The following is a 17,216-nucleotide window of genomic DNA, read 5'->3' on the forward strand; positions in this document are numbered from 1 at the left end:
GCGCCGGCCGGTTCAGCGTTCGGGCCGGCTCTCGTCCACCGGTTCCAGCGTCTCCGCGGCCGGCGCCGTGGCCTGTACGGGCACGGTGTCGGCGGACGCGGCGCGCCGGGCGGTCAGGCGCAGCGCGACGGGCTCGGTGTAGCGGGCCGTGAGCGGGCCCAGGACGACCAGGATCAGGACGTACGCCGTGGCCAGCGGGCCGAGGTCCGGTTCGATGCCCGCGGTGACCGCGAGACCGGCGATGACGATGGAGAACTCGCCGCGGGCGACCAGGGTGCCGCCGGCGCGCCAGCGGCCCTTGGGGGATATCCCGGCCCGGCGGGCGGCCCAGTAGCCGGTGGCGATCTTCGTCAGCGCGGTGACGACGGCGAGCGCGAGGGCGGGCAGGATCACCGGCGGGATGGACTGGGGGTCGGTGTGCAGTCCGAAGAAGACGAAGAACACGGCGGCGAACAGGTCCCGCAGCGGCGCCAGCAGGTTGTGCGCGCCCTCGGCCACCTCCCCGGACAGCGCGATGCCGACGAGGAACGCGCCCACGGCCGCCGAGACCTGCAGCTGCTGGGCGAGTCCCGCGACGAGCAGGGTGAGGCCCAGCACGACCAGCAGCAGCTTCTCCGGGTCGTCGCTGGAGACGAAGCGGGAGATCACCCGCCCGTAGCGGACGGCGACGAACAGCACGAGCCCGGCGACGCCCAGCGCGATGGCCAGCGTGACGCTGCCCGCGGCGAGGCTGACGCCGGCCAGCAGGGCGGTGATGATCGGCAGGTAGACCGCCATGGCCAGGTCCTCGAGCACCAGGATGCTGAGGATGACCGGGGTCTCGCGGTTGCCGAGCCGGCCGAGGTCGCCGAGGACCTTCGCGATGACGCCGGAGGAGGAGATCCAGGTGACGCCGGCCAGCACCACCGCGGCGACCGGGCCCCAGCCGAGCAGCAGGGCCAGGGCGGCGCCGGGCAGGGCGTTCAACGCCATGTCGACGAGGCCGGCCGGGTACTGGGTCTTGAGGTTGGAGACGAGGTCGCTGGCCGTGTACTCCAGGCCGAGCATGAGCAGCAGCAGGATGACGCCGATCTCGGCGCCGATCGCGACGAACTCCTCGCTCGCGCCGAGCGGCAGCAGCCCGCCCTCGCCGAAGGCGAGGCCGGCCAGCAGATAGAGGGGGATCGGGGAGAACCGGAGGCGTCCGGCGAGACGTCCCAGCAGGCCGAGCCCGAGGATGATCGCGCCGAACTCGATCAGGAAGACCGCGGAAGAGTGCACGCGCTCACTCCCGACCGAGTATCTCGGCGGCGGCGTCGATGCCCTCGCGGGTGCCGATCAGGATCAGCGTGTCACCGCCGGCCAGCCGGAAGTCCGGCGCGGGGGACGGGATCGCCTCGGCCCGCCGCAGCACGGCCACGATCGAGGCGCCGGTGTCGGTGCGCATCCGGGTGTCGCCCAGGAGCCGGCCGTTCCAGTGGGAGACGGCGGACAGTTCGATGCGCTCGGCGACCAGCCCCAGGTCGGTGGTGTGCAGCAGGTTGGGGCTGTGGTGGGCGGGCATGAGCGCGTCGATCAGCGCGGCCGACTCGGCGACGGTCAGCCGCAGCGAGCGGGCGCAGGCGTCCGGGTCGTCGGAGCGGTAGACGTTGACCGTGCGGGCACCGTCCCGGTGCGCGATCACGGACAGGTGCTCGTGCTCACGCGTGGTGAGGTCGTATTTCACGCCGATGCCCGGCAGCGGCGTGGCGCTCATCCGTGGAGCAGGCACAGCCCGTCCCCTTCCCGGTTCTCTTGTCGATGTCGTCCGAGGTGTGGTGCCGGCCGGGCCGTCGAACGGCACGGTGATCCATCCCCGCGAAGGCAATGGTGCCATCCCGCCATGTGGCCGGAACATGGGTGCCGTCACCGATGGACAGGGGGCGCGCCGAGGGCCGAAAATGCCCGGGGAGTCCGTATCGCCGCAGGTCGGAAGGCCGGGTACGGGCCCTCTCCCGCGGGTACCCGGAGGTGACGCCACGACCGGGGACGGGAGCGAGTGGTGAACGACACGGTGATCGTAGGAGTGGACGGCTCGCCGTCCAGTCTCGCCGCGGTCGACGTCGCGGCCCGTGAGGCGCTGCTGCGCGGCGCGTGTCTGCGGATCGTGCACGCCTTCAGCCGCCCGACCGATCTGGACCCGATGATCCACGGTGTGCTGGCGCGGGCCGAGCAGCGTGCCCACGACCGCGCGCCCGGGCTGGAGATCGCCCGGACGGTGGCGTCCGGCGAGACGCTGACGGTGTTGCGGAGCGAGTCGCGGCACGCGGTGCTGACGGTGGTCGGCGGGCGCGGCCACGGTGGGTTCGGGGATCTGCTGCTGGGTTCGACGGTCGTGCAGCTGGCCGCGCACGGGCACGGTCCGCTGATGGTGGTCCGCGGCCGTCCGGATCCCGAGGGGCCCGTGCTCCTCGCCGTGGACGGCTCACCGGCCGGGGACGCGGCGGCGGAGTTCGCCTTCGCCGAGGCCGCGCTGCGCGGGGCGCCACTGGTCGCGATGCATGTGTGGAACACCTGGAGCGAGCCGACGCCGTACGAGGGCCCCGCCGATCCACTGAACGTGGTGGTGGATCTCGACCGGCTCCGTCAGCGGCACCAGCGGCTGCTGGAGGAGGCGGTGGCGCGACACCGGGACGGGCGTCCCGGTGTCGCCGTGGAGCTGAGGCTGGAGCGGGCGCGGGTGCGGCACGCGCTGCTCGACGCGAGCCGGGAGGCACAGCTCGTGGTGTCCGGGGCCCGTGGCCACGGCGGCTTCACCGGGATGCTGCTCGGTTCGGTCAGCCAGGCGCTGCTGTACCACGCCGACTGTCCCGTCACCGTCGTCCGCGGCACGGAGTGAGGGGTGTCCCCGTTCCTCGTGGGGGCTTCCTCGCCGCGGCACGATGGGGCCGGATACGCGACCCGCGCCTTCGGGCGGGTGAACGCGCCCCGTTCGGCCGTCCACCGGGCGGCGGGTTCCGGGGTTCCCTGACCTGTGCCCCGCCCGGCGCGGTCGGCAGGTCGTCCCCGCGCACCGACACGTGCCACGGCCGCTTCGCGCGGTTCGTACCCGGCGAACCGGTGGTGGAGGTCCTCGAGTGCGAGACCAGGGACCCCGGGCTGCGCGGCACGACGGCGATCACCACCACGCTCACCGAAGCCGGCGGCGGCACGGATGTGCTGATCGTCCACGAGGGCGTCCCCGACGCGGTGCCCGCCGCCGGCGACGAGGCAAGCGCACGCTCGGCACTGGCCCGGCTCGCCCGTTTCGTGGAGACGAACGCCTGAATTCCTGTGCTCCCCCGTGCACCCGTGCGCCCCTTGGCGACGGCATGCTGCACGTCGGGTGCCGGTCCGGTATGGGCAGGACAAGGTTCGAGTGCCACATGGATGTGGACTCGCATATGTGGACTCGCTGAATTCCGTTTGTGTCGCTCGAGACAGGTGGTATTCGATGAGCAATTGCGTCCATGAACCGGCACCGGCGTGGCGGTCGGGAATCGCGCCGGGCATATTCCCGTCCGTCGGACACGGTATCGCCTTGTTCCGGCGCCCGTTGGAGTTCCTGAATTCCTTGTCCGCGTACGGCGATCTGGTGGAGATACGCCTGGGGCCCGTGCGTGCCTGGGTGGCCTGTCACCCGCGGCTGGTCCACGAGATGCTCAGGGACACCCGCACCTTCGACAAGGGCGGCCCCCTCTACGAGCGGCTCCGGGCCCTCATGGGGGACGGGGTCGTCACCTGCCCGCACGGCGACCACCGCAGGCAGCGCAGGCTGCTGCAGCCCGACTTCCGCCCGGCCCGCGTCGCCGACCGGGCGGAGTCCATGGGCGAGGAGGCCGAGTCGGTGTGCCGCTCCTGGCGAGCGGGGCAGCAGGTCGATGTCGGCGCGGCCATGATGACCCTGACCACGGGGACGATCAGCCGGGTCCTCTTCTCCGACTCGCTGGACGCGGCGAGGACCGCCGAGGTGCGGGACTGCCTGGCCGGGATCGTCCACGGACTGTTCGCGCGTACGGTCGTACCGGTGGACGTCCTGTTCCGGGTGCCCCTGCCCGCCAACCGCCGGTACCGGGACGCGGTCGCCCGTCTGCACGCGCTCATGGACGCGGCCGTCGCCGAGCGCCGCGCGGGCGAGGAGCGTGACGACCTGCTGGGGGCGCTGCTGGCGGCGGCCGACGCCGGGAAGGACGGGGTGACCCCCCGTGAGGTGCACGATCAGCTCGTCTCCCTGCTGCTCACCGGGTCGGAGAGCCCCTCCCTGGGCCTGGCCTCCACGTTCAGCCTGCTCGCACAGCACCCGGAGGCCGAGCGCGCGCTGCACGCCGAGGTCGACTCCGTGCTGGCCGGGCGCGCCCTCCCCACCTCCGACGATCTGCCGCGCCTCCCCTACACCCGGGCCGTGATCAACGAAACCCTGCGCCACTCCCCGCCCGGCTGGCTCTTCACCCGGTCCACCACCAGGGAGGTCGAGTTCGGCGGACGCCGTCTGCCGCGCGGGGCCACCGTCCTGTACAGCCCGTACCTGCTGCACCACGCGCCCTCGTCGTTCCCCGACCCCGAGCGGTTCCGGCCGGAGCGGTGGCTGTCCGGCGAGGAGGCCGGCGGGCCGTACGGCGCGATGCTCCCGTTCTCCGCGGGCAGCCGGAAATGCCTCGGGGACGCCTTCGCCATGGCGCAGAGCACGGTGGCACTGGCGACCATCGCCCGGCGCTGGAGGCTGCTCCATCCGCCGGGGCCCGTCGCCCCGGTGCGCCCGGCGGTGACCCTGGGCCCCAGGTCGCTGGTCATGATCTGCGAACCGCGCGGTGGCGGGCTCGACCGGAAATCCCGAGGGGCTGGTGACAACCTTGTCGACCACACATGAGGACATCACGGCCGGCGCGCCGCACGGAATTCACGGCGCCGGTCTCAGGGATCTGATCGACACTCATCTGCACATGCCGTTCCCGTTCCTGAGCAATCCGCACGAACACCGGGCCGCGACGGGCGTCGAGAAGTGGCTGCGGGAAACGGGACTGGCGGACGAAAGCTGGATTCCGGAAATGATCGCCCGTACCCGTCCGGCCCAGCTCGCCTCCTACAACGGCCCGGAGATGGATTCCGGTCTGCTGCAGATCGTCGCCAATCAGATCGCCTATCAATTCGTCTTCGACGACCGGGCGGAGGAGGTGGGCCGGCAGGGGCCCGGCCGGCTGCTGCCCATGCTGGACGAGAGCATCGCCGTACTGCGGGACGACGCGTCGCCGTCGACGCCGCTCGGCGCGGCCCTGGCCGATCTGCACCGGCAGGTCCGCGAGCGGTGCACGCCCGCCCAGGCCGCGCGATGGGCCGTCAAGAGCCGTGAGTACGTGCACGGCCTGCTGTACGAGGCGGTGGCACAGGCCGACACCGCCCCGCTGCCGACCGGGCTGTGCACGTCGATCCGGTCGCTGACCGCGGGGGTCGAGCCCTTTTACCCGCTGTGCGAGGCGGCACAGCCGTGCGAACTGTCCGACGCGGAGCTGCAGCACCCGGTGATGCGCCGGCTGACCCGGCTGTCGGCCGACGCGGCGGTGTGGATCCCCGATCTGTACTCCGCGGCGAAGGAACGGCAGGCCGGCGGGATGATCAATCTGGCCCTCGCCCACCAGCGGGCCCGCCGCTGCTCCCTGCCGGTCGCCGTCCTGCTGGCGATCCGGCAGATCAACCGGACGATCGACGAGTTCGTCGGCCTCTTCGAGGAGATCAGGCCGCGGCTGAGTCCCTCGGCCGTCGGCTATGTGGAGGGCATGGCCGGCTGGATCCGCGGGTGCTGCCACTGGTCCCGTACCGTGCCGCGCTACGCCGACACGGCGGCGGCCTGATCCGGGCGCCGACACGGACCCGCGCCCGGGCGCGGGTCCATTCGAGTGATCGTACCCACGGGAGGGACGCCCCAAGCCGTCACCGCCTCCGGTTCACCCGTCCTGTCGTGGTCGTACCGGAATGCGGACACGGTGCGCCGCGGCAGGCATACGCTCGTCCACCACCCGTTGGCCGAACGACAGGAAGCGGTACGGCACATGGTGATCGAGCGGCGGCAGCATGTCACCGAGTCCCGGCCGTTGCTGGAGCGCCGACGGGAACTCCGGGCACTGGACGAGGCGCTGACGGCCCTGCGGGACACCCGGGACGGGGTGCCGCAGGTGCCGCGCGGTGGGCTCCTCGTCTTCACCGGCCCGGGCGGGATGGGCAAGACGGCGCTGCTGGCACAGGCCCGCTCCCGCGCGCTGGCCCAGGGGGTCACCGTGCTGTCGGGCTGCGGCGGCCGGAACGAGCAGGAGCTGGCGTTCCGTGTGGTACGCCGGCTCCTCCAGCCCGCGCTGGCCGCGATGGACGGCGGCGAGCTCCGCGCGTTCCTGGGCAGCTGGTACGACGTCGTCGCCGCCGCCCTCGGCCTGGAGGCGGTGCCCGGCCCCCACGTGCCCGACCCGTCCGGGGTCCGCGAGGGCCTGGACTGGGTCGTCACCCGACTCGCCGTGCGGAAGGCACCCCTGGTGCTGCTGCTCGACGATCTGCACTGGGCGGACGTCGAGTCCCTCGACTGGCTCACCTCCTTCGCGCCCCGGGTGGCGGACCTGCCGCTGCTGATCGTCCTCGCCCACCGGCCCGACGACCTGCCGCGCGAGGCGGAGCCGCTGCGCGCCCTGCCGGGCAGGCTCGGCACCCGCCCCTACGCGCTGGAGCCGCTCACCGCCGAGGGGGTGGCACGGATCGTCAGGGACGAGGTGGGGGACGAGGCCGAGGACGAGTTCTGCGAGGAATGCCGGCAGGTCACCGGGGGAAGCCCGTTCGAGGCCGTCGAACTCGCCATCCGTCTGGGCGAACGCAATCTGCGGGGCACCCGGCACGAGCTGCGCGCGATGCGGGACCTGGCCGCGGCGCTCAAGGGCCGCGGCCTGATCGAACGCCTGCACGCCCTCGGAACGTCCGCCGTCCGTTTCGCCTACGCCGCGGCCGTGCTCGGCGAGTCCGTGTCGCAGGAACTCGCCGCCACCATCGCCGTGGTCGGCAGCGAGGCGGCCGCCGAGGCGACGGAGCGGCTGCGCGCCGCCCGGATCCTGGCCGAGGACGACGGGACCGGGGACGGACTCGCCTTCGTCCACCCGCTGATCGCCACCACCGTCTACCGTTCCATCCCCCCGGCGCTGCGGGTCGGACTGCACAACAGGGCCGCCGAGGCCGTCCGCGCCGCCGGGTCCGGGCCGGCGGCGGCCGCCCGGCATCTGCTGGAGGTTCCCTGCGACGGCCGCGTGGAGGCGGTGGCGTGTCTGCGCGAGGCCGCCCGCGAGTACATGCGCGCCGGCGCCCCGGAAGCGGCCCGGCGGCTGCTGACGCGGGCGCTCCAGGAGCCGCCGCTGCCGGAGCAGCGCGCCGAGCTGCTGCACGAACTCGCCTCCTCCACCTTCCTCATCAAGCCCACGGCCACGGTCGCGCACCTCCGTGAGGCGCTGGCGGAACCCGGCCTCGAACCGGAGCTGCGGGCGTCCATCGTGTACCGGCTCACGCAGGCGCTGGCACACATCGACGAGGTGGCCGAGGCCGCGGCCGTCGCCGCCGACGAGGCGCGGCGCACCCGGCATCCCCGGATCAGGTTGCGGATGCTGGCCGACCACTTCGTGTGGAGCTCGTACCGCACCGACGAGCCGGACCCCGCCGCCCGTTCGCGCAAGCTCGCCAGACTGGCCGCTAGGGTGGCCGGCCGTGGCCTGGAGGAGCGGTACATCCTGGGCCTGCGGGCCTGGGAGGCGGTGGTGTGCGGCGAGCCGCGGCAGACGGCCCTCGAGTACGCCGAGCGGGCCCTGCGGGGCGGGCTGAGCTGGACCGACGAGAACCGGGGCTTCGAGGTGCCGGTGGCGGTGGCGATGGTGTTCCTGTACGCCGACCGGCCGCGGCGGGCCGAGGAACTGTTCAGCAAGGGCATGGCGGAGTGCGAGGCGAAGGGCTGGCGCGGTTCCCACCTCGCCCTGGGCCAGACCCTCGCCGGGTACATCCGCTATCGCCGGGGGTCCCTGGCCGAGGCCGAGAACCTCGTCCGGGAAGGGCTGCGCATCGCCGACCGGGTGGAGGGGGCGGTGCCCGCCCAGTGGTTCGCCGTCGGCATCCTCATCCAGACCCTCCTGGCCCGCGGGCGTACGGCGGCGGCACGCCGGATCGCCGACCACCACCGCTACGGCGGGCCGGCCCCGAACGCCGTCATCTACCCCGACCCGCGCACGGTGTACGCCGAGCTGCTGCTGGCGGAGGGCCGCGCGGACGAGGCCGCCGCGCTGCTCCGTGCCGTCGGGGACTGGCTGGACGGGCGGGAGTGGCGCAATCCCGCCTGGTGCGCCTGGCAGTCGGGGCTGGCGTCCGCGCTCGCCCGCAGCGCGCCCGACCGGGCGGTCCGGCACGCTCAGGACGCGGTCAAGCGGGCCCGGGACTTCGGGGCGGCCTCGGCGATCGGGCAGGCGCTGCACACCCTGGCCGAGGTGACCGGCGGCCCGGCCTCGCTCGATCTGCACGCGGAGGCCGTCGGCCATCTGGAACAGTCCCCCGCGGCCTACGAACTGGCCCGCGCCCTGGTCGGCCACGGGGCGGCGCTGTCCCGCACCGGACAGTTGCAGGAGGCCGCCGACCGCCTCTACCGCGGACTGGAGGGCGCCGTGCACTGCGGCGCGGAGGCGCTGGCGGTACGGGCCAGGAACGAACTCGCCGCGGCCGGACTGCGGTCGCTGCCCCTGCGTTACACCCAGACGGACACGCTCACCGCGCCCGAACGGGAGGCCGCCGAGCTGACGGTCCGGGGGGCGTCCACGGCGGTGATCGCCGGGAAGCTGCGCCTCACGGAGCAGGGCGTACGCCATCTGCTCTCCTCGGTCTACCGCAAGATCGGCACGGACGCCTCGGGCCTGGCGGCCGCACTGGAGTCGTTTCCCCGGCCGCGGCCGTGAGGCGTCGCGTCACAGGGTGATCGCGGACCGTACCAGGGTCATCACCAAGGCGCCCGTACCAACGGCCCGGATCGGTGATCCCCGCCGAAGGTTCCGCCTCCAGGCCCTCACGCTCCCTGCCCGGCCACGCAGCCGGTCGTGGAACTCCGCGCCCGGCCCGTGCGCACGCCACCGACGGAAGAAGGCATGGCCCCGGCCCCCGTCAGGGAAGTCATCAGGCATCGCCCGTCAGGGGATCCCGCCCGCGACCAGGTAACGGATCGTGTCCGGCGTCTGGCGGCTCGGTGACGGTGGCGTGCCGGGAAACATCAGGCAGACCACGCGGGACACCCGGCTCCGCACCGGTCACAGGACGGGCCGGCGAGCCCCGTTCGTCGGCGTCTCGTCGATGCCCGGGGCCTGCGGGGTCTCAGGGGGTCGGTCTCCCGGTCTCCGCCACGATCCGTGCGGCCCTCTCACGGAACTCGGCTGTGAACGCCCGTTGTCTTTCCGCCGTGACTCTCGGTTTCCCCGCGGTCCCGAACCCCACGTCACGGAGGGAAAATGCACAACGGCACAGGGACGGTGCCGCAGGGCCCTCCGAACTCACCTTCCCGGGACGAACGGCGGGCCTTGGCAGGCCGGTTCACCGTACAACGCCGCCGTTGCCTCCATCGGACACTGGCAGGGCTCCATCGTCAGTGGGCTGAAATGGACAGCCGATAATCAGGAAATAATCTGTTACGCGCTCGCGGTGCACACAAGAACCAACGCCGCCCCGGAACGACCCTGGGGCTCTCCCCACGGCAACCGCGCCGCTCGCCCTCTGCCGGAATGTGACTTCCGGTCACTCCCAACCCCTGCACAAGGAGCACAACAGAATGCCTGAGCTGCCCAAACGGAACACAGGCCAAGGCCGACACGTGAGTTCACCACCGGACGGGCATTCCGGTATCAACGATGCGGCAAAGCTGGCAGCAGCCCGTGCCGCTCTTGCCCGTGCGGCTGCGGCCCACCGAGTCGACACCGGGGATGACAAGGAAATTTCACAACCGGAGCCGACCGTCCGTACCGCCGGCCGCGACGAAGCCACCACCGTCCCGACGGCACCGGACGACAGCCCCCGACCCGGCCCACGCCGCCCACCCGCGAAGTGGATTGCCATCGCCTCCGCGGCCGTCGCGGTGATAATCGCCGGAGCGGCCGTCACGATCAGCGGGCCCCGGGGGGAGGCCGATCGACAGTCCAACGCCGCGGGCGAGCTGTACCAGTCCGATGCGACCGAACCTGAAAGCCCCGATACGCAACGGTCTCCGGGCGCTTCAGCGAGCGCGACCGCGTCGTCCCGCCCCCCTTCCGCCGGCTCTCCCACGCCCTCCGGCCAGGAAACGCGACCGGGCACGGACAAGGCGGCAGAGGACGACGCGAAGCCCACCGTGAGCAAGGCGCCGCACAAGGACGGAACCGACCGGGGAGGCGACTCGACTCCCGGCCCCGGGAGGGCGCTCACGGTCGAAGCCTCCGGCAACTGCCTGACAGGCGCCGGCTCAGGGTCCGAACTCGTGGTCGCAGCCTGCACCGGCGCGACCTCCCAGTCGTGGAGCATCGGGTCCGACACGGCGCTCCAGCAGGGTGACCTCTGCGCGACCGTCACCGGCACCGCGGACCGCACACCTGTGGTCCTCACACCGTGTGACCAGTCGGCAGCTCAGCGGTTCAGCCTGTCGGGAAAATCGTTACGGTCCGCGTCGAGCGGTAAATGCCTGGACCTCTTCGGAGGGGCGTCCGGCACTCAGGTGGTGCTCTGGGAATGCAACGGTCGTGACAACCAACGGTGGAGCAGTACCTGACCACTGCGCACGAAGGGCCGGCGGCCCAGGTGACCGGTGGGCCCACCGGTCACCTGGGTACCGGGACCTGTGCGGTGGGATGCTCCCGTGAGCCGCACCGTGAAAGAGGCCAGCCGCCGCGTGCTCCGTGCCCGGGACGCGATGGACATGGCCCTGTGGCAGCGCGACCGGGACGGATCCCCCGTACGGCAGGCGAGCCAGGGCGTTGCAGGACGGCGGTTCCGGGCCTGTAGCCATCCCTGGTCCCGGGCGGTGCAGGCGTGACGCGGAGGCGCGTTCCTCGAAGTCCGGGTGTACAGCCGGGTGTGGCACCGCCCGCACACGGCGATCTCCGTAAGAAGGTACTCACGGTTCGAGTTACGCGCCCAAGGCGCCCTCCGGTTGAGGATCGCCTTCTCCAACGCCTCGTGGGTCACCCGGTCGAACAGCCCCTCACACAGCCTTACGGGTTTCCCGTCCTTACCGAGCGCGGTCTTGTTCTGGTGCATCAGGTAACCGGGCGTCGCCTCGGACGAGGATGTTCCCCAGGCTCTGCGGGGCCCACGGCCGGCCCGGCCGGCTTGCCGTACATCGCGGCCAGGTGGTCCGCAGGCGGTGCCTCGCCCGCTCGGTCGAGACGGGCCGCTTCACTGCTGGTGGTGGTGACGCTCTCGGGATCGGCCAGGATGCGACGGGCGACATCTCGTATCACCTCGGAGGCGTGCGGGTGCGACTCGACGTGATCGACCTTGTCTCCATGGCCTTCCGCACGTGCTGGAAGCCGCAGGGCGGCTTGCCCTTCGGCCGGCCTGCTGCCCGGATCTCGATCGTAGCGTCGCGGTTCCGGCGCCGGGTCGCGCGGAGTTCCGTCTGCGCGCCCCGGGCCTCCACGGTGAAACGGTTCTCGTCGGCCGGGTCGTCCGGTTCCCACGGGCCGTCGTGTCCGTGACGTGACGAGCACCTTCTTCTCGTCCCGCATCTTGTATCCGGTGTTCGGCCGGTCGACGACGTCACGGCCCAGCCGGTCCACGGCGGCTGCGACGAGACCGTCGTAAGGACCCCTCTCGTCGCGGAGCCGGGGGCCCGGTCCCGGGCGGGTCACGGGGCCGGTGGAACCCGAGACCTTCCAGGCGTCGGCCCAGCCGATGATGTGCGCACCCACGGACGCGGCGGCGGTGAGCACGTTCTCCCGCCGACGCTCAGAGGATGACGTGGCCGGCTTCACGTGCGACAGTCGCCGCACGCCGAGCGGGCATTCACCGCATCCGTCACAGGGACGTTCGATCGCATGGGGGCAGTGCCGTGCAGGTTTCTCTCCGTTCGCGCACACAGGGTACGGAGAATCGACGGCACGACCCCCGGGAACGATCTTGGTCAGCCGAGGAAACTCAGGCGAACCTGCCGGTTGGCGTTGTCCTTGTTGGTGTCGACCAGGCACACCGACTGCCAGGTGCCCAGTTCCAGCCGTCCGTCCACCACCGGGAGCGTCGCGTGCGGTGGGACGAAGGCGGGCAGGACGTGGTCGCGGCCGTGGCCGGGGCTGCCGTGGCGGTGCTGCCAGCGGTCGTCGGCGGGCAGCAGGGTGTGCAGGGCGGACAGGAGGTCGTCGTCGCTGCCGGCGCCGGTCTCGATGACGGCGATCCCGGCCGTGGCGTGCGGCACGAAGATGTTCAGCAGGCCGTCCCGGCCGACCGCCGTCTCCCGCAGGAAGGCTTCGCAGTCGCCGGTGATGTCGGCGACCCTCTCGTCGGAGCCGGTGGCGATGTTCAGGACTCGGGTGGTGAAGGCATCGGACATGTGCTCCATCCTGACCCATGCACTCGGCTTCCCGGGGGAGCGCCGACGGGAAGATCCACGACCTCCGTACGGTTGGTAGAAACGTGAACAACATGCGCGAGGTCGAGGTGGTCGTCATAGGCGCCGGGCAGGCCGGGCTGTCGAGCGCCCATCACCTGAGGCGGGCCGGTTTCGAGCCGGACCGCGGCTTCGTGGTGCTGGACCACTCCCCCGGTCCCGGCGGCGCCTGGCAGTTCCGGTGGCCGTCGCTGACGTACGGCAAGGTGCACGGGATGCACGCGCTGCCCGGCATGGAGCTTGACGACGCCGATCCGGCGCGGGCCTCCTCCGAGGTGATCAGCGAGTACTTCGAACGCTATGAGCGGACCTTCGACCTGCGGGTACGGCGTCCGGTGGACGTGCGGGCGGTGCGGGAGGGGTCCGGCGGACGGCTGCTGGTGGAGACCTCGGACGGCGACTGGTCGGCGCGGGCGCTGATCAACGCCACCGGCACCTGGGACCGGCCGTTCTGGCCGCGCTATCCGGGCCGGGAGACCTTCCGGGGTCGGCAGTTGCACACGGCGCGGTACCCGGGGCCGGAGGCGTTCGCCGGGCAGCGGGTGGTCGTGGTGGGCGGCGGCGCGTCGGGGACCCAGCACCTGCTGGAGATCGCGCCGTACGCGGCGGCCACGACGTGGGTGACCCGGCGGCCCCCGGTCTTCCGTGAGGGCCCCTTCGACGAGGAGGCGGGCCGGGCGGCCGTGGCACTCGTCGAGGAGCGGGTGCGGCAGGGGCTGCCGCCGCGCAGTGTCGTCTCGGTGACGGGGCTGCCGCTCAACGACGCGATCCGCCGGGGTCTGGCGGACGGTGTGCTCGACCGGCGGCCCATGTTCGAGCGGATCACGCCCGACGGTGTGGAGTGGGCGGACGGGCGGCGGGTGGCGGCCGACGTCATCCTGTGGGCGACCGGCTTCCGACCGGCCGTCGGGCATCTCGCCCCGTTGCGGCTGCGGGAGCCGGGGGGCGGGATCCGGGTCGAGGGGACGCGGGCGGTCGCCGACCCGCGGATCCATCTGGTCGGCTACGGCCCCTCGGCGAGCACCATCGGCGCCAACCGGGCCGGACGCGCGGCGGTACGGGACATCAGGCGGCTGCTGGCACGGGAGGAGCCGGCCGCGGCGTGACGGCCGGAGGTCGGCCGCTCACTTCTTGGACGGTGCGCTCGCCTTCCCGCTCGCCTTCTTCCGCTCGGCGTCGGACTCGGCGACGTTGCGCTGGTGTTCCGCGTAGTCGGCCGTGAAGCGGGTGTCGCCCGGCCTGACGGTGACGAAGTAGAGCCAGTCGCCCGGCGCCGGGTTGATCGCGGCGCGCACCGCGTCCTCGCCGGGGTTGTCGATCGGGGTCGGGGGGAGTCCCATGCGCCGGTAGGAGTTGTAGGGGCTGTCGATCTCGGTGTCGGCGGCCGTCGTGCGCGGCGCCCCGCGGTTCAGGGCGTAGTCGACGGTGGAGTCCATCTGGAGCGGCATGCCGCGCTCCAGCCGGTTGAAGATCACCCGGGCCACCTTGCCCATGTCGGCCTTGGTGGGCGCCTCGGCCTGGACGATGCTCGCGACGGTGACCGCCTGGTAGACGTTCATCGCGTTGCGCTGCGCACCGGCGGCGATCGGGGCTCCGTTGAACTTCTTGTCGGCGGTGTCGACCATGCGGGACAGCAGCTTCTGCGGGGTCGTCTTCTCCCGGAGCGGATAGGTCGCCGGGAAGAGGTAGCCCTCCGGGTTGCCCCCGGCCTCGTCGGGCAGCTTCAGGTCCGCCTTGGCGAGGGACTTCTTCGTGGTGCCGGCGGGCAGGTCGAGGACCTCGTCGACGGCGGCGTACACCTGGCTCGCGCGCCAGCCCTCCGGGACCACCAGGGTCGTGGGACGGGAGTCGTCGCCGCCGTTCATGATCAGCAGCGGCACCGCCACGGCGGTGCCGGCCACGACGGCCCCGAGCGCCGCGAGGGCGAGACGGCCCCGGCGCGTCAGTCGGATCGTGCTCCGTGACGGAGTGTTCGTCTGCATGCGGGCACGGTAACCCGCACATCGGGACAAACCCGGCATATCTTCATTTTGTCGGCTCCAGTCGGGCGTCCCGGTGCACGAGGGCCGCATAGCGCCCGCCGCGCTCCAGCAGCTCTTCGTGCGTACCGCGTTCGACCGCGCGGCCGGAGTCGAGGACCACGATCTGGTCGGCGTTCCGGACGGTGGACAGCCGGTGGGCGATGGTGACCGTGGTGCGGTCGGCCGACAGCGCGTCGATGGCCTCCTGGACGGCGGCCTCGGTACGGGTGTCCAGGGCACTGGTGGCCTCGTCGAGCACCAGGACCGGCGGATCGCGCAGGATGGTCCGGGCGATCGCCAGGCGCTGCTTCTCACCACCGGAGAAGCGGTGGCCGCGCTCGCCGACCACCGTGTCGTACCCGTCGGGCAGGGCGGCGATGTGGTCGTGGATCTGCGCGGCCCGGGCCGCCGCGTGCAGCTCCTCGTCGGTGGCGTCCGGCTTGGCGAAGCGCAGGTTGTCCGCGACCGAGGCGTGGAAGAGGTACGTCTCCTGGGAGACGACGCCCACCGCGCGGGCCAGCGTGTCGAAGTCGAGGTCGCGGACGTCGACGCCGTCGAGGGTGACCCGGCCGCCCGTCACGTCGTACAGCCGCGGCACGAGGTGACCGAGGGTGGACTTGCCGGCGCCGGTAGGGCCGACCACGGCGAGGCTGCCGCCCGGGGGGACGGTGATGTCGATGCCGTCGAGGACGGGGCCGCTCTTGTCGTCGTAGCCGAAGGTGACGCCCTCGAAGCGGACCTCGCCCTTGATCCGGTCGAGGTGGACCGGGTCCGCGCGCTCGGTGATGTCGACCGGGAGGTCGAGGTACTCGAAGATGCGCTGGAAGAGCGCGAGCGACGCCTGGATCTGGACACCGGTGGACAGCAGGCTCACCGCCGGGCGGAACAGGCCCTGCTGGAGCGAGACGAAGGCGACGACGGTGCCGATGGAGACCTCGGGGCCGCCCGTCTGCAGGGCGATGCCGGCCGTCCAGTAGATGATCGCCGGCATGGCCGACATGACGATCGTGATGACGGCCATGCGCCAGCGGCCGGCCATGTTCGACCGGACCTCCAGGTCGACCAGACGCTCGGACTCGTCCGAGAAGGCGCCGGTCAGCGAGTCGGAGCGGCCCATGGTGCGGCCGAGCAGGATGCCGCTGACCGAGAGCGACTCGGTGACCGTGGCGGCCATCGCCGCCATCTGCTTCTGGCGCCGGGTGGTGATCCTCTTGCGTTCGTCGCCGACGCGGCGGCTGATCCAGACGAACACCGGGAGCAGGACCAGCGTCACGACGGTCAGCCGCCAGTCGAGTGCCAGCATCGCGACGACGGTGGCGACCACGCTGGTGAGGTTGGAGACCAGGGAGGTCGCCGTGGAGGTCACGGTGGCCTGCATGCCGCCGATGTCGTTGGCGATGCGGGACTGGACCTCGCCGGTGCGGGTGCGGGTGAAGAAGGCGAGCGACATGCGCTGGAGCCGGCCGTAGACGGCGGTGCGCAGGTCGTGCATCACGCGCTGGCCGACGGTGGTCGAGATCAGGGTCTGCAGCACGCCGAAGACGCTGGTGAGGACGGCGCTGAGGATCATGCCGAGCGCGAGCAGGCTGAGCAGTCCGGTGCGGCCCTCGGGGATGGCGACGTCGAGGATCGCCTTCAGCAGGAACGGGGTGGCCACCGAGACCAGTGAGGCGGCGCCGACGAGCAGGCCGACGATCGCGAGGCGGCCCCGGTAGGGACGGAAGAGCTTCAGGATGCGCCGCACCTGCCGGGGTTTCTCCTCGGTGCCGGCAGGCGGGGTCCAGTCGGGTTCGTGGTCGGGGTGCATGGTCTCCTTAAGGTCGGACGCCCGGGAGGTGCCCCGGGGCGAGCGGAACCCGTTCATTGTTACCTATGCTCACAGTGAACGGCATCCTGATACTGTTCCCGCATGACCGCCCCCGACCCCGACGGCCTGCTGGCCGAGCAACTGCTCCGGCTCACCCGCCGGGTGCACCGCATCCAGAAGCGCCATCTGGAGCGGCGCGAGCTCGGCATCACCCCTGCCCAGTCACGGCTGCTGCGCACCCTCGCGCACTACGGTTCACCGCCCCGCATGGCCGATCTGGCCGAGCGGCTGGAGGTGGTCCCCCGCGCCGTCACCACACTGGTCGACGGGCTGGAGGCGAACGGCAAGGTGCGGCGGGTGCCGGATCCGGCCAATCGGCGGGTGATCCGGATCGAGCTCACCGACGACGGGCGCGCGGCCCTGCGGGAGCTGCGCGCCGCGCGCCGGTCCGCCGCGGAGGAGATCCTGGCCCCGCTGGGGGAGGCGCAGCGCGAGGCGCTGGGCGAGTTGCTGGACACCCTGATCGACGGGACGGTCCCCGCGCGGTGCGGCGATGCGTCCGGACGACCCGTGTGACGTGACGGTACGGCGGTGCCGGCCGCCCGGGCCGCCGGTTCCGTGCGGTCGTGTGGAAAACCGTTTGCCTCCCAGCACGTAGCGGGGTCAACCTGTCACGGTTTGCTGCCGCCGTCCCCGGACGGCGCGCAGCCGTGCCCGCACACCCCTCCGCCTTTCTCCCGTTTCCACTTCCCCCTGATCCGAGCCACTGGGACGT

At 72.3% G+C, this 17,216-nt stretch carries 13 protein-coding genes; 8 read left to right on the top strand and 5 right to left on the bottom strand.

Going from position 1 to position 17,216, the window contains the following annotated elements:
• Window positions 1–12 precede the first annotated feature (12 nt).
• Window positions 13–1,260, bottom strand: coding sequence for a cation:proton antiporter (locus KUM38_RS34080; RefSeq protein WP_217135284.1), 1,248 nt, complete (start codon window positions 1,258–1,260; stop codon window positions 13–15).
• Window positions 1,261–1,264: 4 nt separating this feature from the next.
• On the bottom strand, window positions 1,265–1,735 hold the full coding sequence (locus KUM38_RS34085; RefSeq protein WP_217135285.1) for a cation:proton antiporter regulatory subunit: 471 nt from the start codon (window positions 1,733–1,735) through the stop codon (window positions 1,265–1,267).
• A gap of 285 nt (window positions 1,736–2,020) precedes the next feature.
• Here KUM38_RS34085 and KUM38_RS34090 point away from each other — a divergent pair, with 285 nt between their 5' ends.
• The 6 genes from KUM38_RS34090 to KUM38_RS34115 all read left to right on the top strand — a co-directional run bounded on the left by KUM38_RS34090 (window position 2,021) and on the right by KUM38_RS34115 (window position 10,780).
• Complete coding sequence (locus KUM38_RS34090) at window positions 2,021–2,857, top strand: universal stress protein (RefSeq protein WP_217135286.1); 837 nt, start codon at window positions 2,021–2,023, stop codon at window positions 2,855–2,857.
• Between the two features lie 221 nt (window positions 2,858–3,078).
• Window positions 3,079–3,285, top strand: coding sequence for a hypothetical protein (locus KUM38_RS43425; protein ID WP_217135287.1), 207 nt, complete (start codon window positions 3,079–3,081; stop codon window positions 3,283–3,285).
• Between the two features lie 166 nt (window positions 3,286–3,451).
• Complete coding sequence (locus KUM38_RS34100; RefSeq protein WP_217135289.1) at window positions 3,452–4,864, top strand: cytochrome P450; 1,413 nt, start codon at window positions 3,452–3,454, stop codon at window positions 4,862–4,864.
• Window positions 4,839–5,843, top strand: coding sequence for a (-)-alpha-amorphene synthase (locus KUM38_RS34105; RefSeq protein ID WP_217135291.1), 1,005 nt, complete (start codon window positions 4,839–4,841; stop codon window positions 5,841–5,843). Before KUM38_RS34100 ends, KUM38_RS34105 begins: the two co-directional genes overlap by 26 nt.
• A 198-nt stretch (window positions 5,844–6,041) precedes the next feature.
• A complete protein-coding gene (locus tag KUM38_RS34110; RefSeq protein WP_217135643.1) occupies window positions 6,042–8,951 on the top strand; it encodes an AAA family ATPase in 2,910 nt (969 codons plus the stop codon).
• Window positions 8,952–9,811: 860 nt separating this feature from the next.
• Complete coding sequence (locus tag KUM38_RS34115) at window positions 9,812–10,780, top strand: RICIN domain-containing protein (protein ID WP_217135293.1); 969 nt, start codon at window positions 9,812–9,814, stop codon at window positions 10,778–10,780.
• Between the two features lie 1,353 nt (window positions 10,781–12,133).
• Here KUM38_RS34115 and KUM38_RS34120 read toward each other — a convergent pair.
• Window positions 12,134–12,556 carry a secondary thiamine-phosphate synthase enzyme YjbQ gene (locus KUM38_RS34120; protein WP_217135295.1) on the bottom strand — a complete coding sequence of 141 codons (423 nt, stop codon included), beginning with the start codon at window positions 12,554–12,556 and terminating at the stop codon, window positions 12,134–12,136.
• Window positions 12,557–12,648: 92 nt separating this feature from the next.
• Here KUM38_RS34120 and KUM38_RS34125 point away from each other — a divergent pair, with 92 nt between their 5' ends.
• Window positions 12,649–13,719, top strand: coding sequence for an NAD(P)-binding domain-containing protein (locus KUM38_RS34125; RefSeq protein WP_217135645.1), 1,071 nt, complete (start codon window positions 12,649–12,651; stop codon window positions 13,717–13,719).
• 18 nt (window positions 13,720–13,737) lie between these two features.
• Here KUM38_RS34125 and mltG read toward each other — a convergent pair whose 3' ends face one another.
• A complete protein-coding gene (gene mltG / locus KUM38_RS34130) occupies window positions 13,738–14,595 on the bottom strand; it encodes an endolytic transglycosylase MltG (protein WP_217135297.1) in 858 nt (285 codons plus the stop codon).
• Between the two features lie 43 nt (window positions 14,596–14,638).
• Window positions 14,639–16,441 (bottom strand): ABC transporter ATP-binding protein, encoded by a 1,803-nt coding sequence (locus KUM38_RS34135; RefSeq protein WP_217135300.1) that lies wholly within the window; start codon window positions 16,439–16,441, stop codon window positions 14,639–14,641.
• A 102-nt stretch (window positions 16,442–16,543) separates the two neighbouring features.
• Between KUM38_RS34135 and KUM38_RS34140 the strand changes: the two genes are divergently transcribed.
• Entirely contained in the window at window positions 16,544–17,017 is a 474-nt protein-coding gene (locus tag KUM38_RS34140) for a MarR family winged helix-turn-helix transcriptional regulator (protein WP_217135301.1), read from the top strand.
• The last annotated feature ends 199 nt before the right edge of the window (window positions 17,018–17,216 follow it).

Origin of the sequence: Streptomyces sp. AC558_RSS880 (assembly GCF_019049255.1) — a bacterium.
GTDB lineage: Bacteria > Actinomycetota > Actinomycetes > Streptomycetales > Streptomycetaceae > Streptomyces.